Source organism: Spirochaetae bacterium HGW-Spirochaetae-1 (genome assembly GCA_002839375.1).
In the GTDB taxonomy this organism is placed as follows: domain Bacteria; phylum Spirochaetota; class UBA4802; order UBA4802; family UBA5550; genus PGXY01.
The window spans coordinates 102,005-115,801 of sequence record PGXY01000003.1 but is presented as its reverse complement, the minus strand read 5'-3'; the positions used below and the strand labels follow the sequence as shown (position 1 = coordinate 115,801).

At 50.4% G+C, this 13,797-nt stretch carries 12 protein-coding genes; 10 read left to right on the top strand and 2 right to left on the bottom strand.

The window, feature by feature from the left end:
* The first annotated feature begins 12 nt into the window (after positions 1–12).
* The 4 genes from CVV44_05170 to CVV44_05155 all read left to right on the top strand — a co-directional run bounded on the left by CVV44_05170 (position 13) and on the right by CVV44_05155 (position 5,515).
* A complete protein-coding gene (locus tag CVV44_05170; protein ID PKL40123.1) occupies positions 13–747 on the top strand; it encodes a spermidine/putrescine ABC transporter permease in 735 nt (244 codons plus the stop codon).
* Positions 747–1,784 carry a spermidine/putrescine ABC transporter substrate-binding protein gene (locus CVV44_05165; protein ID PKL39612.1) on the top strand — a complete coding sequence of 346 codons (1,038 nt, stop codon included), beginning with the start codon at positions 747–749 and terminating at the stop codon, positions 1,782–1,784. Before CVV44_05170 ends, CVV44_05165 begins: the two co-directional genes overlap by 1 nt.
* 181 nt (positions 1,785–1,965) lie before the next feature.
* The gene (locus CVV44_05160; protein PKL39611.1) at positions 1,966–3,756 is read left to right on the top strand and encodes a hypothetical protein; all 1,791 of its coding nucleotides are present in this window, start codon (positions 1,966–1,968) and stop codon (positions 3,754–3,756) included.
* A gap of 166 nt (positions 3,757–3,922) precedes the next feature.
* Positions 3,923–5,515 (top strand): hypothetical protein, encoded by a 1,593-nt coding sequence (locus CVV44_05155; GenBank protein ID PKL39610.1) that lies wholly within the window; start codon positions 3,923–3,925, stop codon positions 5,513–5,515.
* Between the two features lie 15 nt (positions 5,516–5,530).
* Here CVV44_05155 and CVV44_05150 read toward each other — a convergent pair whose 3' ends face one another.
* Positions 5,531–5,812: a hypothetical protein gene (locus tag CVV44_05150; GenBank protein ID PKL39609.1), complete on the bottom strand. Its 282-nt coding sequence runs from the start codon at positions 5,810–5,812 to the stop codon at positions 5,531–5,533.
* A gap of 231 nt (positions 5,813–6,043) precedes the next feature.
* Here CVV44_05150 and CVV44_05145 point away from each other — a divergent pair, with 231 nt between their 5' ends.
* The 5 genes from CVV44_05145 to CVV44_05125 are packed head-to-tail and all read left to right on the top strand — an operon-like array spanning position 6,044 to position 11,395.
* A complete protein-coding gene (locus CVV44_05145; protein ID PKL39608.1) occupies positions 6,044–7,009 on the top strand; it encodes a hypothetical protein in 966 nt (321 codons plus the stop codon).
* The gene (locus CVV44_05140) at positions 6,990–8,873 is read left to right on the top strand and encodes a DUF885 domain-containing protein (protein ID PKL39607.1); all 1,884 of its coding nucleotides are present in this window, start codon (positions 6,990–6,992) and stop codon (positions 8,871–8,873) included. The genes CVV44_05145 and CVV44_05140 overlap by 20 nt, the downstream gene beginning before the upstream one ends.
* Complete coding sequence (locus tag CVV44_05135; protein PKL39606.1) at positions 8,873–9,445, top strand: flavodoxin family protein; 573 nt, start codon at positions 8,873–8,875, stop codon at positions 9,443–9,445. Before CVV44_05140 ends, CVV44_05135 begins: the two co-directional genes overlap by 1 nt.
* Before the next feature lie 18 nt (positions 9,446–9,463).
* Positions 9,464–10,084: a hypothetical protein gene (locus tag CVV44_05130; protein PKL39605.1), complete on the top strand. Its 621-nt coding sequence runs from the start codon at positions 9,464–9,466 to the stop codon at positions 10,082–10,084.
* Positions 10,085–10,117: 33 nt separating this feature from the next.
* Complete coding sequence (locus CVV44_05125; GenBank protein PKL39604.1) at positions 10,118–11,395, top strand: molybdopterin oxidoreductase; 1,278 nt, start codon at positions 10,118–10,120, stop codon at positions 11,393–11,395.
* Positions 11,396–11,469: 74 nt separating this feature from the next.
* Here CVV44_05125 and CVV44_05120 read toward each other — a convergent pair whose 3' ends face one another.
* Entirely contained in the window at positions 11,470–11,892 is a 423-nt protein-coding gene (locus tag CVV44_05120) for a hypothetical protein (protein ID PKL39603.1), read from the bottom strand.
* 425 nt (positions 11,893–12,317) lie between these two features.
* Between CVV44_05120 and CVV44_05115 the strand changes: the two genes are divergently transcribed.
* Positions 12,318–13,790, top strand: coding sequence for an aspartate aminotransferase family protein (locus CVV44_05115; GenBank protein PKL40122.1), 1,473 nt, complete (start codon positions 12,318–12,320; stop codon positions 13,788–13,790).
* The last annotated feature ends 7 nt before the right edge of the window (positions 13,791–13,797 follow it).

Below are 13,797 nucleotides of genomic sequence, written 5' to 3'. Positions count from 1 at the left end.
TTCTACATAGTCATGGGTATCATCGTGTTTCTTTATGTTCCCCTGTTGATCGTTATAATTAATTCCTTCAATATGTCGCGCTTCGGCGGCGAATGGGGCGGATTCACTCTCAAGTGGTACGGCAAGCTTTTCAATGACAGGGACGTATGGCATGCCCTGAGCAACTCCCTCATCGTGGCCCTTTCTACAACATTCACCTCCATGGTCCTGGGTACTGTGGCCGCCATTGCCCTGTACCGCTTCAGGACTTTTCTGCAGTCGGTGAATAACGTATTCATCTACATGCCCCTTGTTGTTCCCGACATACTTATCGGCATAAGTCTCCTGCTCTTTTTTGTCGCGCTGAAGGTGCATCTGGGACTGTTCACCATATATCTCGCCCATGTGACCTTCTGCATCAGCTACGTTGCCATGGTGGTCATGGGCCGCCTCCAGGATTTCAACTACTCCGTGATGGAGGCCGCCATGGACCTGGGTGCGTCGTGGTTTACCGCCGTGCGCAGGATTATGATACCCATACTGGCGCCGGGTATCTTCGCCGGGGGCCTTTTAGCATTCACCCTTTCAATCGATGATTTCGTTATCACCTTTTTTGTTACCGGTCCGGGAGCGGCCACGCTCCCGCTTTACATATACAGCATGATGAAACACGGGTCTCCCATGGTGATAAACGCGTTGACGGGAATATTTTTAACGTTCACCTTTATAATTATTATTATCAGTAAAAAACTTCTGGAGGAGAAATAATGATGAAAAGAATCGTACTGTGTCTGCTGGCTGCACTGGTTGTTTTCGCGGGAACATCCTGCGGGAAAAAGGAAACGGAACTGCATGTATACAACTGGGCCGATTACGTGAATCCCGAAGTGATTACGCAGTTTGAAAAGGCGAACAATTGCCGTGTTATCATGGATTTTTTTGATTCCAACGAGGCTCTCTATGCAAAGGTTAAGGCCGGTGCCGTGGGCTATGATCTGTACATCTGCTCAAGTTATATGATAAACGTGATGCATCAACAGAACATGCTGAAATCCCTGGACCACGGGAAAATCGACAACCTGAGAAATGTGGATAAAGAATATCTCAAACTCGCCCTTGACAAAGACATGCAATACAGCGTCCCTTACATGATGAGCTTTGCCGGTATCGCGTATAACAAAGATAAAGTTAAAAACTTCAAGGCATCATGGTCCATGTTTGAAAGGGAGGACCTTAAGGGACGCATGACGCTTCTCAATGATGTACGGGAAACCGTGGGAGCCGCTCTGAAATACAATGGGTTCAGTTATAACACTCACAGCGAAACAGAACTGGCAAAAGCCGGGGATACGGTTATCAAGTGGAAGAAAAATATCGCCAAGTTTGAAGTGGACGAGGCAAAGCGCGGTCTTGATGCCGGGGAATTTTATCTTATCCATACCTATAATGGCGATGCCCTGCAGCTCATGGACCAGAACAAGAAACTGGCCTTTGCCGTTCCCGAGGAAGGCACCTCGCTGAGCTGTGATGACATGGTGATCCCGGAAACCGCCCAGAATATCAAACTTGCCTACGCCTTCATTAACTTCATGCTGGACCCGGCTGTGAGTGCGAAAAACATGGAGTACATAAACTACCTGGCACCCAATACGGCAGCACAGAAGCTCATGCCTGAAGATTTTCTGAAGAATCCGGCGGTAAACCTTCCCGCATCCATTGTAAAAAAATCCGATGTACTGAAGGATATGGGAGCGGAGAATGTTAAATACAGTAAAGTATGGGATGAAATAAAGATGGCTCAGTAATATACTATCAGCGGTAAAGAATAAACATTGAATGGCTCTGACACGCCTGTGTGGACAGAGCCGTTTTATTTATCAGGAAAAAATAAATTCCGGCTGGCCGGAAAAATGATTGCTAATGATGTAATTTCAGCCTATGATGACAGGAATATAAGGCATTGAAAAATCTTTTTCGGGAGGGTTTATGAAAAGATTTATTGAATGTACCGCTCTTATTCCTCTTTTTTTCATCATTGCTGTTATTATATTTCCCCGGTGCGACAATTCAACGGAAAACCCGGAACAGTCCTGTAATACCGGTGACCGGATTACCATGGGTTCCGGTTCTGTAGATACCGATGCTGACCTGGTGAAGCAGACCATGTACGGGGCAGTGCAGGGCTTTACCGATGTGGAGAATACCCTGGCATGGCTTGGCATTCCCTACGCGGAAACGCCCGCGGGCACTCTCCGCTGGAAGGCTCCCAGGCCGCCGCGCTCCTGGGAAGGCGTGCGTGAAGCCCGTGAATTCTGCGCCATGTGTCCCCAGGTGGGAAGCCTTCTGGGCTTCATGCTCGATGCCGACATATTCGGCGTTCCCATGGGCAGCGAGGATTGTCTGTCGCTTAATATATGGCGTCCCGCTGGAAGCCAGGACGGGCTTCCTGTGCTGGTGTGGATACATGGAGGCGGCAATACCACGGGGAATGCGGCTATCAGTATTTATAACGGGGCACATTTCGCTGCGAGGACCGGCACCGTGGTGGTGAGTATCAACTACCGCCTGGGGCTCATGGGATGGTTCCGGCACCCCTGCCTGGAAACCGGAGATCCCCTCGATGATTCGGGCAACTATGGAACTCTTGACATCATCATGGCATTGAAGTGGGTCCGGGATAATATCACGGCCTTCGGCGGTGATCCCGGAAATGTTACTATAGCCGGCGAGTCGGCCGGCGGTGCCAATGTCTATTCCATGCTGATTTCACCCAAGGCCGCGGGACTCTTCCACAGGGCCATATCGCAGAGCGGTTTTATCTCGACCAATACAGTTGCTTCGGGAGAGAGCGCCTCCGATGCTCTTATCGTGAGCCTGCTGGTGAAGGACGGGCTTGCCGAAACCCGTGAGGCGGCGGAGGCACTCATGGCGGAAAAGGGCAATGTCTGGCTGGCCGCCTACCTGCGGGCCAAAAGTCCTGGGGATCTTTACGGGATGCTGGCAGTCGGACCCGGGGGCCTTACCACGGGAGGTCCCGGGCAGATTTATGAGGACGGCGTGGTCATACCGAAAGGTGCCCTGGCCAGGCTGAAGTCGGGCCGGTATAACCGTGTTCCCTTTATTGCGGGCTGCAACCGCGAAGAGATGAAGATATTTTTGCCCCTGCTCATATCAAGGCTGACGGACCGGGAACTGGCAGAGCTCATTGCAACGATGGATCCCGATGATCCGGGATTGGAAGCCAGTGACATACTGTATCCCGCGCTGCTGCCCGTGTATGAGCCCCTGTCCCTGGCGGGGAGCGGGCTCTTCAGTATCATGGGCGTTGAGGTACCGGCCTTTGCCATGTCCCTGTACCAGGATGATGTGTATGCATACCGGTTTGACTGGGATAACGAGACAGGACCCATCGATTTTGTCATCGGTGCGTGTCACGGTCTGGAGATCAGTTTTCTTTTCGGCGTCTTTGACACGTCTCCAACAAGCCTTTTCCGTTTCGCCTGGAGCAGTAATACGGAGGCTGAACGGGAGTCCCTGTCCCGGACCATGATGGAGTACTGGTCGCAGTTTATGCGCAACGGCGATCCCAACAGCGGGGACCTGCCCCTGTGGGAACCTGTATCACTGCTGGAGGGAAAATATAAGAAAATGATTCTTGACGGGGATATTTCCCTGACGGAAACCGCTGCCGAAGATGCCGGTGAACTTGATGAGGTACATGTCTATGAGGATCTGTACCGTACGGTATTCACCATGATGGGAGTGTCGTATCAATAAGAGTCCACAGGTCATTTCCTGATTATCGGGAAAATGGTTTGATGTTTATCTTCATTTCTGATAGTTCTGATGAGAAACGGTTCCCTTGTCGCACCTGATGCGTCAGGGGATTTTCTCCGGGCGGCTGCCCATGGGGATAAGGAAGATTTTCTAAAGGAAGGGCTCCATGAACATAGTATCGCTGCCCGTGGCCTGCATGACGGCCGTATCATTCTATGTTGGATTATACTACTCCCTGTTCTATCTGCGGAGACAAACCGGGCGTGAAGACCTGTTCTTCGCCCTGACCTGCTTTTCAACGGCCCTGTATGATATCTTCTGTTTCATGCTCTACAATGCCGGCTCCGTGGAAGAGGGAATTGTATGGCAACGCCTGCAGTTCGCCAGCATTGCCCTTATGAGTATCTCCATAATATGGTTTATACGATATTATGCCAAGTATGAGAAAAAGCCCCTTTTTATTTTCTCGACGGTATGGTTCGGTGTTCTTTTCATCTTGGGACTCGTGGTTCGCAATGACCTGACCCTGTCGGCGGAAAACAGCATCAAGCGCTATGTGAAGCTGGGAAGCCTGACAAGCGTGACCTACTACGAGGCCAATCCTGGCCTCATTTATGTAGTGGAATATGCTTCTCTCCTGCTCGGTTTCGTATTTATCATTTATGTCATTGTCAGGCATTATGCCGGCGGGTTTCGTCGCCATGCCACGCCTCTTCTCGTGGCCATGGGACTTTTTTTCGCCGCAGCGGTTAACGACATCCTGGTGGGCATGGCACTTTATCCCTTCGTGTACCTGATCGAGTATGCTTTCATGCTTATTGTCCTGTCCATGGCCTATGTACTTCAGGGTGAATTCCTGGACCTGTATCACGAGGTTTCGGAACTCAACAGGGACCTGGAGAATAAAGTGAAGGCTCGCACCGAGGAACTGGAGAGCGCCATGGAAGAGCTGGAGTCAGTGAATGATCAGCTTATACATACGAATAAAAATATGGAAGAGGCGCAGCGCATAGCGAAAATAGACATGGACATGGCGGTCAATGTTCAGACCAGCATGCTTCCGCAGACGCCGCCGCTGCTTCCCGACTGGGATATAGCCCTGGCCTTTCTTCCCATGTCGGGAATATCGGGCGACTTTTATGACTTCTATATTAAGAATAATGTGCTCCACGGCCTGTCACTCTTCGATGTTTCGGGACACGGCATCGCTTCGGGCCTTATCACACTCCTTTCGAAATCCATACTGGTGCGGAATTTCTCCGCCTTCGAAGATGAAAAACTCGGAGCGCTCCTGGAAAAAGTAAATGCGGAGATAGAGGATGAGTTGGAAAATGTGGATAATTATCTCTGCGGCATCGTCCTCCGGTTTAGCGGGGGAACGGTGGAGTACGTCAATGCCGGGCATCCCGATCTCTTTGTCAGGCAGGAATCGTCGGGCAAGGTTGTGCGCGTTCGGCCCAATGACGGAGCCCTGCGGGGCATGCCCGTGGGAATAAAAGGATCAAAGCCAGTATATGATTCCATACGTTTCAACGTGAATCGGGGCGATATTCTGCTCCTCTTCACCGACGGCCTGCTGGAAGGTCTGAATGCCGATGGACAGGAGTTCGGCATGGACGGGATAAAAAATTCATTGAAGAACACGGCGGGCAATACGGCGCGGGAGATACTTGATGATATTATGCGCGATTTCAACAGGCATATACGGAACAGCGGCGCCGGAGATGACATCGCTGTCATGGTTCTCAGGAAAAAGTAATCCCTGCCCGCCTGATTACAGGCAGAGAATCTCATCGTCGGTGAGATCTTCAACGCGTACCGGGTCAATGCCCTTGATGCGCGCCACCAGTTCCCTGTTGGGCATCTCCGGCAGGGTCTGAACCATGCGGTATTTGTGATCCTGGAGCCAGACAAAAAACTTCCAAGCGTAGCAGCCCCCGCAGAGCTCTTTTTTCCGGTCCATGTAGGCATTGTCTTTCAGACCCTCCAGGGCCTTATGGTGTGCGCAGTTGATATCGATACAGAACATCCCCGATTGATAATCCTTTCTGCTCATAAAACTACCCCTTTTGTGTTGCAGTTGTCCTTATTACTGAACATTATTCAAGCTTTGTCCGGTAAATAATACTGCTTTTTTTTATGGCCTCATTATACGTCGGTACAGAAAAATTTCAAACATAATATTACCGGAGTGAATAATATTCATTGTAATAAACCATGATTATGATTGTGTCTTTATAGCGGAAATGAAGCAATCAATCCGTATTTGTTTTGACATACCGGCTGCATGTCATTAGGATACGATCGGCGTTTCGTGAAGATGCCGGGGCGCGGCTGGATTCATGGAGCCGATGACGGAAAATATAACCATATGCGGACGGGGATGATGGAAAAAGAAACGAAAGGAAAGACGCTGCTCGGCATTACGGGCTCATACAGGAAAAAGGGCAACAGTGAACTGGTGATCAGGGCCATGGCGCGGAGCCTGGGACGCGAGGACGATCTCGAACTCATCCGCCTTGCTTCACTGGACATACGTCCCTGCAAGGGATGCTATGCGTGCCTCCTTCCAGGCGTGTCCTGCAATATAAAAGATGATATGGAGTGGCTACTGGAACAGATGGCCCGGGCAGGGGCCCTCATTTTCGCCGTCCCCGATTATGTCCTGGGCCCCGTGGGAATTTTGAAGATGGCCGCTGACCGGGCGCTCCAGGCCGGACGCTATCACGCCGTCTTTAAAAAAATACCCGTTGTTGCGGCCCTGACGTTGGGGAGGGAGGACTACCGCGGCTATGCCGATACGGCCCTCATATCACAGGTGAGCGCCCTGGGTTTCAGGGTCTTGGGCCTGGGAATATTTCACGGAACACACCCCGGCGAGGCAGTCCTGGGTGACGGGTTTGCCGACAGGATCGAAGGGCTCGCGCGTCCTCTTGCCGACGGAATTGTAATGCCTCCGCAGCCGGGAAGATGTCCCCGGTGTCATTCGGACCTCTTTCGCGTCAGAAACGGGAAACTGGAGTGTGCCCTGTGCAAGGCCGAGGGAACCCTGGAGGGAGAGGATATTTCTTTCTCCCGGTTTCCCCGCGAGTTTTCACCCGAGGGCCTGATGGAACATATGAAGTGGCTCCTCATGAAAAAACAGGAATTTGCCGGCATGCGTGACAGGCTGCGAGCTGTGCAGGATGAATACGGTCCGGGACGCTGGCTGATGCCGGAGCGGGACTCGGTCGATGCGGATGCGGGCCGATGAAAAAGAAACGGATTTCATATGGGAGGTTCCTGTGAAAAAATATTTTATTGGCATGGCTCTGATCATAATTCTGGCTGTCGGCATATGGACGTATAAACTCTTTCTGGGCAGGCCCTGCAGTTTCAATCATGCCGTGGAGAGAATTACGCTGCAGAGTCTCATGGGGGACCCGGAGATGCTCACCTATCTGGGTTTTATCGACAACACCCTTCTGGATTTTCACAGCGGGAAACTCACCGATTCATCGCCTGCCCATGAAAGAGAGAGCCGTGAAATGGCGAAGAAGGGACTCGTGCTTTTACAGGGATATGACCGGTCCGGCCTGTCCCGTCAGGAACAGCTCACCGATGATATTTTCAGCCGGTACCTGCGGGATCAGGTTGAATCGGAAAGATTCCCTTACCACCTGAACAATGTCAACTGCCCGACACCCTATCCCGTCAATCAGCTTTTCGGCGTCCAGAGCGAGGTGCCGGCCTTTCTTGAATCCATGCACCGTATAACCGGAAAGAAGAGTGCCGACCGCTACATACAGCGTCTCCGGGCTTTCCGTGTTAAATTCGACCAGGTCCTGGAATCCCTGCGTATGCGTGAAGCGATGAAAGCCATACCGCCGCGTTTCGTCGTCACTAAAGTGATAAACCAGATGGAAAGTTTCATTGCCGCGCCGCCGTCGGAAAATATACTGTATACCTCCTTTGCTGCAAAGATTGATGCATGCAGGACCATTGACAGGGAAGAAAGGGAGAAATTAAAAAAGCAGGCCCTGCAGGATATATCTTCAACGGTATACCCGGCATACGGAAAACTCATCGCCTACATGAAGGATCTGAAGATGAAGACCGGAACCGATGACGGTGTCTGGAAGCTGCCCGATGGGGACGCTTACTACGCCTGGATTCTTCGCTGGCACATAACAACTGATATGACCCCTGAATCGGTCCACGAACTGGGCCTGGCCGAAGTGAAGCGCATAGAATCGGAAATGAGAGAAATACTTCAATCGCAGGGATATACCGGGGCTCCCGTGTCTGTGTTTATGAACAGACTCGCAAAAGAGAAAAGGTTTTTGTACCCCGATACAGCTCCGGGGAAAGAACAGGTTCTCCGGGACTACGAGGCCATTGTGCGCGAGATGGAGGCGGGAGTGAAAAGCTTTATTGCCACGGGTACGGACCGGAAGGTCGAGGTAAAACGGCTCCCCGTTTTCAAGGAGGCCACTTCGCCGACGGCATATTACAATCCGCCTTCCATGGACGGCGGCAGGCCCGGGATATTTTATGTTAACCTGAGAAATACCGGGGACCAGGTCAGGTTCGGCATGCGTACCCTGGCCTATCATGAAGCGGTCCCGGGCCATCATACGCAGCTGGCTATCGCCATGGACTTAAAGGGTGTGCCCATGTTCAGGAAGGTGTATCCCTTTACCGCCTATGTTGAGGGCTGGGCCCTCTATGCCGAAAGGCTCGCGTGGGAGCAGGGATATCAGGATGATCCTTTCAGCAACCTGGGCCGGCTCCAGGCCGAAATGTTCCGGGCCGTGAGACTCGTTGTTGATACGGGCATACACCGGAAAAAGTGGACCAGGGAGAGGGCCATAGCCTACATGCTGGAAAAAACCGGCATGTCCGTCACGGATGTAACGGCCGAGATCGAACGGTATATTGTCATGCCGGGACAGGCCTGTGCATATAAAATCGGTATGATTAAACTGCTGGAATACCGGGAAAGAATGAAAAGGGAGCTGGGAAGCCGTTTCGATATCAGGAAGTTTCATGATCTTATCCTCCTGAACGGGAGCATGCCACTGGACATCCTGGATCGTGTAATTTCCGGTTATATCGAAAAAGAAAAGGGGTTGTGATGAAAGTAGTTGCTTTTAACGGAAGTCCGCGTGCCGAAGGGAACACGAATATTCTCATCAATATTGTATTTGATGAGCTGAAGAAAGAAGGAATCGAATGTGAAACGGTCCACATAGGCCGAAGACTTATCAGGGGCTGTGCGGCCTGTTATAAATGTTTTGAGAAAAAGGACGGCCATTGCATATTCAATGATGATATAATCAACGAATGCATTGATAAAATGCGTGATGCCCAGGGGATCATTTTGGGATCACCCACCTATTTTTCCAATGTCACCACGGAGATGAAGGCCCTCATCGACCGGGCAGGCATGGTGGGCCGCGCCAATACCGATCTGTACCGGCGGAAGGTCGGGGCGTCCGTTGTGGCCGTCCGGCGGAGCGGGGCAAATCACGTGTTCAGTTCCCTTAATTATTTTTTTCTTATCGCCGAAATGATCATTCCCGGCTCGAATTACTGGAACAGCGGTGTTGGCAGGAATATCGGCGACGTCGAACAGGACGAGGAGGGGGTACAGGTGATGAGAACCCTGGGTCAGAATATGGCATGGCTGATGGAAAAGTTATATTAAGCGAATCAAAGGTTTTTAATGGATACCAGAGAACGTATAATCAAGACTTCGCTTGCTCTTTTTAACGAGCATGGATCACTGAATATAACGACGAACCATATAGCAAAGGAACTGTCAATCAGTCCCGGTAACCTCTATTACCACTTCAGAAATAAGGAGGAGATCATCCGTTTCATCTTTGACCGGTGGGTACTTTCCTTTGACCGATTATGGCAGAGAGAATCCTCCATTCCCGAACTGTCCGATCTCGTTGAGATAGTGGATAAATCGTGTCTTCTTTTTTATGATTACCGGTTTTTTTATCTGGACCTGCCCGCTCTTCTTTCCCGCGATAAGGTTCTCCGGGAGCGGTATGTGAAGAATAAAAATATCAGGTTCAGGGATGTGGCAAAAATAATTGATTTTATGAACAATGCCGGCCTTCTGGAACGGCCCCTGTCGGGCGTTGAAAGGGACGCCTTCATCAATGTGTTCTGGACCGGAACCGAGTTTCTCATCTCTTCCATGTACATCCACGGGGAAAAGATCACCGCCGGAAATATCCGCATCCGTCTTCTGCAGTTTCGTTTTCTTTTAAAGCCATATGTCAAGCCCGCTGTATGGACCGCCATAATGCAGCTTCTGGCAATTTCTGATTAAAATGAATTGACAAATAGAGTATATACTCTAGACATGTATTTGTGTAGAGTAATTACTCTAATAGTTGAAATTGTGAGGTTAGCCATGGAGAGAGTGACCGTGAAGGGATTGATTGGGAGGATCAATTCATATAATCTGAAGACGAGAGTAGTCATATATGCCGCACTGATTATTGAAGCCGGATTCGTCATTTCGGCAATTCAGGTTTTACTGGGTGGGCTCGGCTGCACAGGGATGAGCAATCATATGCCCTGGGCTTTGTGGATTGTGGGCGATCTGGGTCTCATTGCCCTGGGAGGAGGTGCATTTTTTACCGGTTTCATGTTTTACATTCTGCATATCGATGAATTAAAGCCCCTGGTGAATTCGGCCGTGCTAATTGGTCTCCTTTGTTATGTTTTTACGCCGGTTTTTATTATTTTCGATGTGGGCCAGCCTGTTCGGTCGTGGTTTCTCTATATCTATCCTAATTGGGGGAGAGGACTGATGCCTGTTTCCATGATGACCGAGGTGGCTTTCTGCGTCCTCATGTACCTGTGTATACTCTGCGTGGAATTTACACCGGTTGTTCTGAAAAACCGGATGCTGGCAAAATACCGGTTTCTGCGGGAGGCGGGACACTATCTCCATAAGATGATGTGGATAATGGCGGCAACGGGAACCTTTCTTTCCTTTTTCCACCAGGGATCCCTGGGAGGGCTTTTCGGCGTACTCTATGCGCGCCCGGCATGGTACGGACCCCATCTTTTTTTTCTGTCTATCATCGGGGCCATGGCGGCAGGATCATCTTTTACTGTTTTTGTCACACGCTTCTATGAAATAAAAGTCGGCAGGGAATCCATTCCGCGAGCCGCCTACGGGAAGCTTGCGGGAATATCAGGCAATGTCTTTTTAATATTTTTAATTTTGAGAATTGTGGATATCTGTATTCTGGCTTTCTATTATGTTCCGCTTGCAGATAGAAGCTTCCCGGAACTCTGGAGTGGTATCAATGGCATGTATCTGCTCGTGGTGGAGCTTGTTCTTCTGGCTGTTTCTGTCGTACTATTAAATGGTTTTAAAAAGAGGGATGTCTGCATGCTGGCAGGCGCCGCTTCAGGAGTGACGGCAATGATCATCAATAAACTGGTGCTTACCATAAGAGGATGCGCGGTTCCCTGCTTTCCCTGGCGCAGGTTTAATACATATATTCCTTCGGCGCAGGAAGTGTTTGTAACAGCGGGGATTTTTGTAAGCATGGTTTTTCTCTATATCCTTGCGGTAAAATATCTACCGGTTTTTCCCGAGAGAGATTTGAACGGGCCTCATTAAACGAATATATTAATCGGGGTGGATTCAGGCAACCGGCCCTTTTATTTTAATAATGAATGAAAGGGTTGCGGATATCAATCCTCTTCCGTCAGCCTGCGGTCCATGTCGCGGCGATCAATACTGCGGCGTTCATTGCTTCGTCGGTCGTGTTGTTTCCGCTCACAGAGGTTCATCGCCAGGCTGATGATGCTGGCTGTACTACGGCGATCGGAATATCGGCGCTGCTCCCCTCTCCTTTCAAGGCGGCGTCGGTCCTTTCCCTCCCGCCCGGTGATGTCGGCGGAAAAAGACCTTCCCCTGTTTTCAACACGCCGATCCGTGTCGCGCCGGTCATGAAGGCGCCGCTCCATCAGGCGGCGGTCGTTCGGGGAACGCTCTCTGAAGCTTCCTCTTCCGGCAATTCCCAGGTCTATACTCCTTCTACTCCGTGCTCTGCGCTCAGAATACCTTCGTTCTACCTGCCTTCTGGGATTGTTTCGCCGGTTGATAATTGTCATAATTGGAGTTCCGTGATATACATGGACGTTCTCAATAAAAGCATATATTATCAGGATAGCTACGATGGTAAAATATTTCAATAGACAGGCTGAATAAAAGAGGTAAAATATGACAGTAGGGATACTGCTTTTCCCGGAGTAAATTGTTTACAGATGGGGAATATCCCTGAAAATTGTTGCAACCTGGTTTGATTTCATGGTATCCAATTTATGATTAATCAGGTTGTGATAAGACAAGGGGCATTTTTATTGATACATACTATGTCAGGAAGAGCGGAATAACCGCACCCGTCGTCCATGAAACGGATATGACGGATAGGGGTAGTCACGGCACTTCATCATACTGTTAAAGTCCGGAAGACCGCCGATGAAAGGATTAGGAGGAACCAATGAAACAAACAAAGGGAAAAACAAAGAAAGAAACAATGCAAACCACGGGTTTTGCCATAAGTGAATACCCTGATACAAAAGAGGTTTACCGGCAGCTCTATAAACTGATCAGCAGTCCCATACGGACGCTGAAAAAGGAAACCCTGGAGTCCTATGAGCAGTGGTTTTACCGGGAATGTAAGAAGTCTAAAGCCATGATCGACGAGGCCGTGAAATATATCCCCGGGGGGGTGCAGCATAATCTGGCCTTCAACCACCCCTTTCCCCTTGTTTTTACAAAGGCAGATGGAGGATATCTCTACGACCTGGACGGGCATAAATACATCGATTTTCTCCAGGCAGGGGGACCTACGGTCCTGGGAAGCAACCCGAAAGTTGTCCGTGACAAGGTCATGGAGCTTCTGAAAACATGCGGTCCCGTTACCGGTCTTTTTCATGAGTACGAATACCTGCTGGCGAAAAAAGTAGCCGAACTCATGCCCGGTGTGGATATGCTCCGCATGCTGGGCAGCGGTACCGAGGCTGACATGGCCGCTATCCGCGTGGCCCGTTTGGCAACAAAGAAGAAATATATCATTAAGATGGGTGGTGCTTATCACGGCTGGAGCGATCAGCTGGCCTACGGCATCCGTTTACCGGGGACCATGCACCTGGAAGCCCACGGTGTTCCCCGAAACTGTTTCAAGTATACGCAGGAATTTTATCCCAATGACATCAAATCCCTCGAGCGGCGGCTGTGGCTGAACAAATTCCGTGGAGGCACGGCTGCCGTCATCATGGAACCCATCGGTCCTGAAAGCGGTACACGCCCACTCGATAAGGATTTCAACCAGCAGGTGCGCCAGCTTTGTGATAAATATGGGGCACTCCTCATTTTCGATGAAGTCGTCACGGCTTTCCGTATTGGTCTCAGCGGGGCACAGGGCTATTTCGGTGTGACACCGGACCTCACGGTTCTCGGCAAGGTCCTGGCTGGCGGCTATCCATCGGCTGGAGGACTCGCCGGCAAGAAAGAATACATGAAATTCCTTTCGGCCGGAATCGCCGGAGGCAAACAGAAGAAGGCCCTTGTGGGAGGAACCATGGCGGCCAATCCGCTCAGTTCGGCTGCGGGGTATTTCACCATCTGTGAAATGGAAAAGCAGAATGCAGCTGAAAAAGCAGGAAGGGCCGGGGACAGGCTGACCAGGGGGCTCCAGAGCCTCATCAATAAATACAATCTTCCCTTCGTGGCCTTCAATCAGGGATCCATCTGCCATCTGGAAACCGTAGGAACCATGCTCCTCGATGTGAACTGGAAAAAACCATGGACTATTTCCGCCACCATTAAGGGAGCCAAGGAGCGGAAAGTGATTATGGAACATATGGGCTGCGCCTATATGGCCGAGGGCGTGGTTACTCTGGCGGGGAGCCGTCTCTATACCAATGCCACGCAGAGTGATGCGGTCATCGATGACGCCCTGAAACGTTTCGAGCGCGTATTTAAAAATATCGAGGGCGTGAAATAACAGGGAG

Excerpts from the sequence above, each read along its gene's own strand:
- CVV44_05160 (PKL39611.1), top strand. The coding sequence starts at position 1,966 with ATGAAAAGATTTATTGAATGTACCGCTCTTATTCCTCTTTTTTTCATC.
- CVV44_05115 (PKL40122.1), top strand. The coding sequence starts at position 12,318 with ATGCAAACCACGGGTTTTGCCATAAGTGAATACCCTGATACAAAAGAG.
- CVV44_05170 (PKL40123.1), top strand. The coding sequence starts at position 13 with ATGGGTATCATCGTGTTTCTTTATGTTCCCCTGTTGATCGTTATAATT.
- CVV44_05155 (PKL39610.1), top strand. The coding sequence starts at position 3,923 with ATGAACATAGTATCGCTGCCCGTGGCCTGCATGACGGCCGTATCATTC.
- CVV44_05135 (PKL39606.1), top strand. The coding sequence starts at position 8,873 with ATGAAAGTAGTTGCTTTTAACGGAAGTCCGCGTGCCGAAGGGAACACG.
- CVV44_05130 (PKL39605.1), top strand. The coding sequence starts at position 9,464 with ATGGATACCAGAGAACGTATAATCAAGACTTCGCTTGCTCTTTTTAAC.
- CVV44_05125 (PKL39604.1), top strand. The coding sequence starts at position 10,118 with ATGTATTTGTGTAGAGTAATTACTCTAATAGTTGAAATTGTGAGGTTA.
- CVV44_05165 (PKL39612.1), top strand. The coding sequence starts at position 747 with ATGATGAAAAGAATCGTACTGTGTCTGCTGGCTGCACTGGTTGTTTTC.
- CVV44_05140 (PKL39607.1), top strand. The coding sequence starts at position 6,990 with ATGCGGATGCGGGCCGATGAAAAAGAAACGGATTTCATATGGGAGGTT.
- CVV44_05150 (PKL39609.1), bottom strand. The coding sequence starts at position 5,812 with ATGAGCAGAAAGGATTATCAATCGGGGATGTTCTGTATCGATATCAAC.
- CVV44_05145 (PKL39608.1), top strand. The coding sequence starts at position 6,044 with ATGTCATTAGGATACGATCGGCGTTTCGTGAAGATGCCGGGGCGCGGC.
- CVV44_05120 (PKL39603.1), bottom strand. The coding sequence starts at position 11,892 with ATGACAATTATCAACCGGCGAAACAATCCCAGAAGGCAGGTAGAACGA.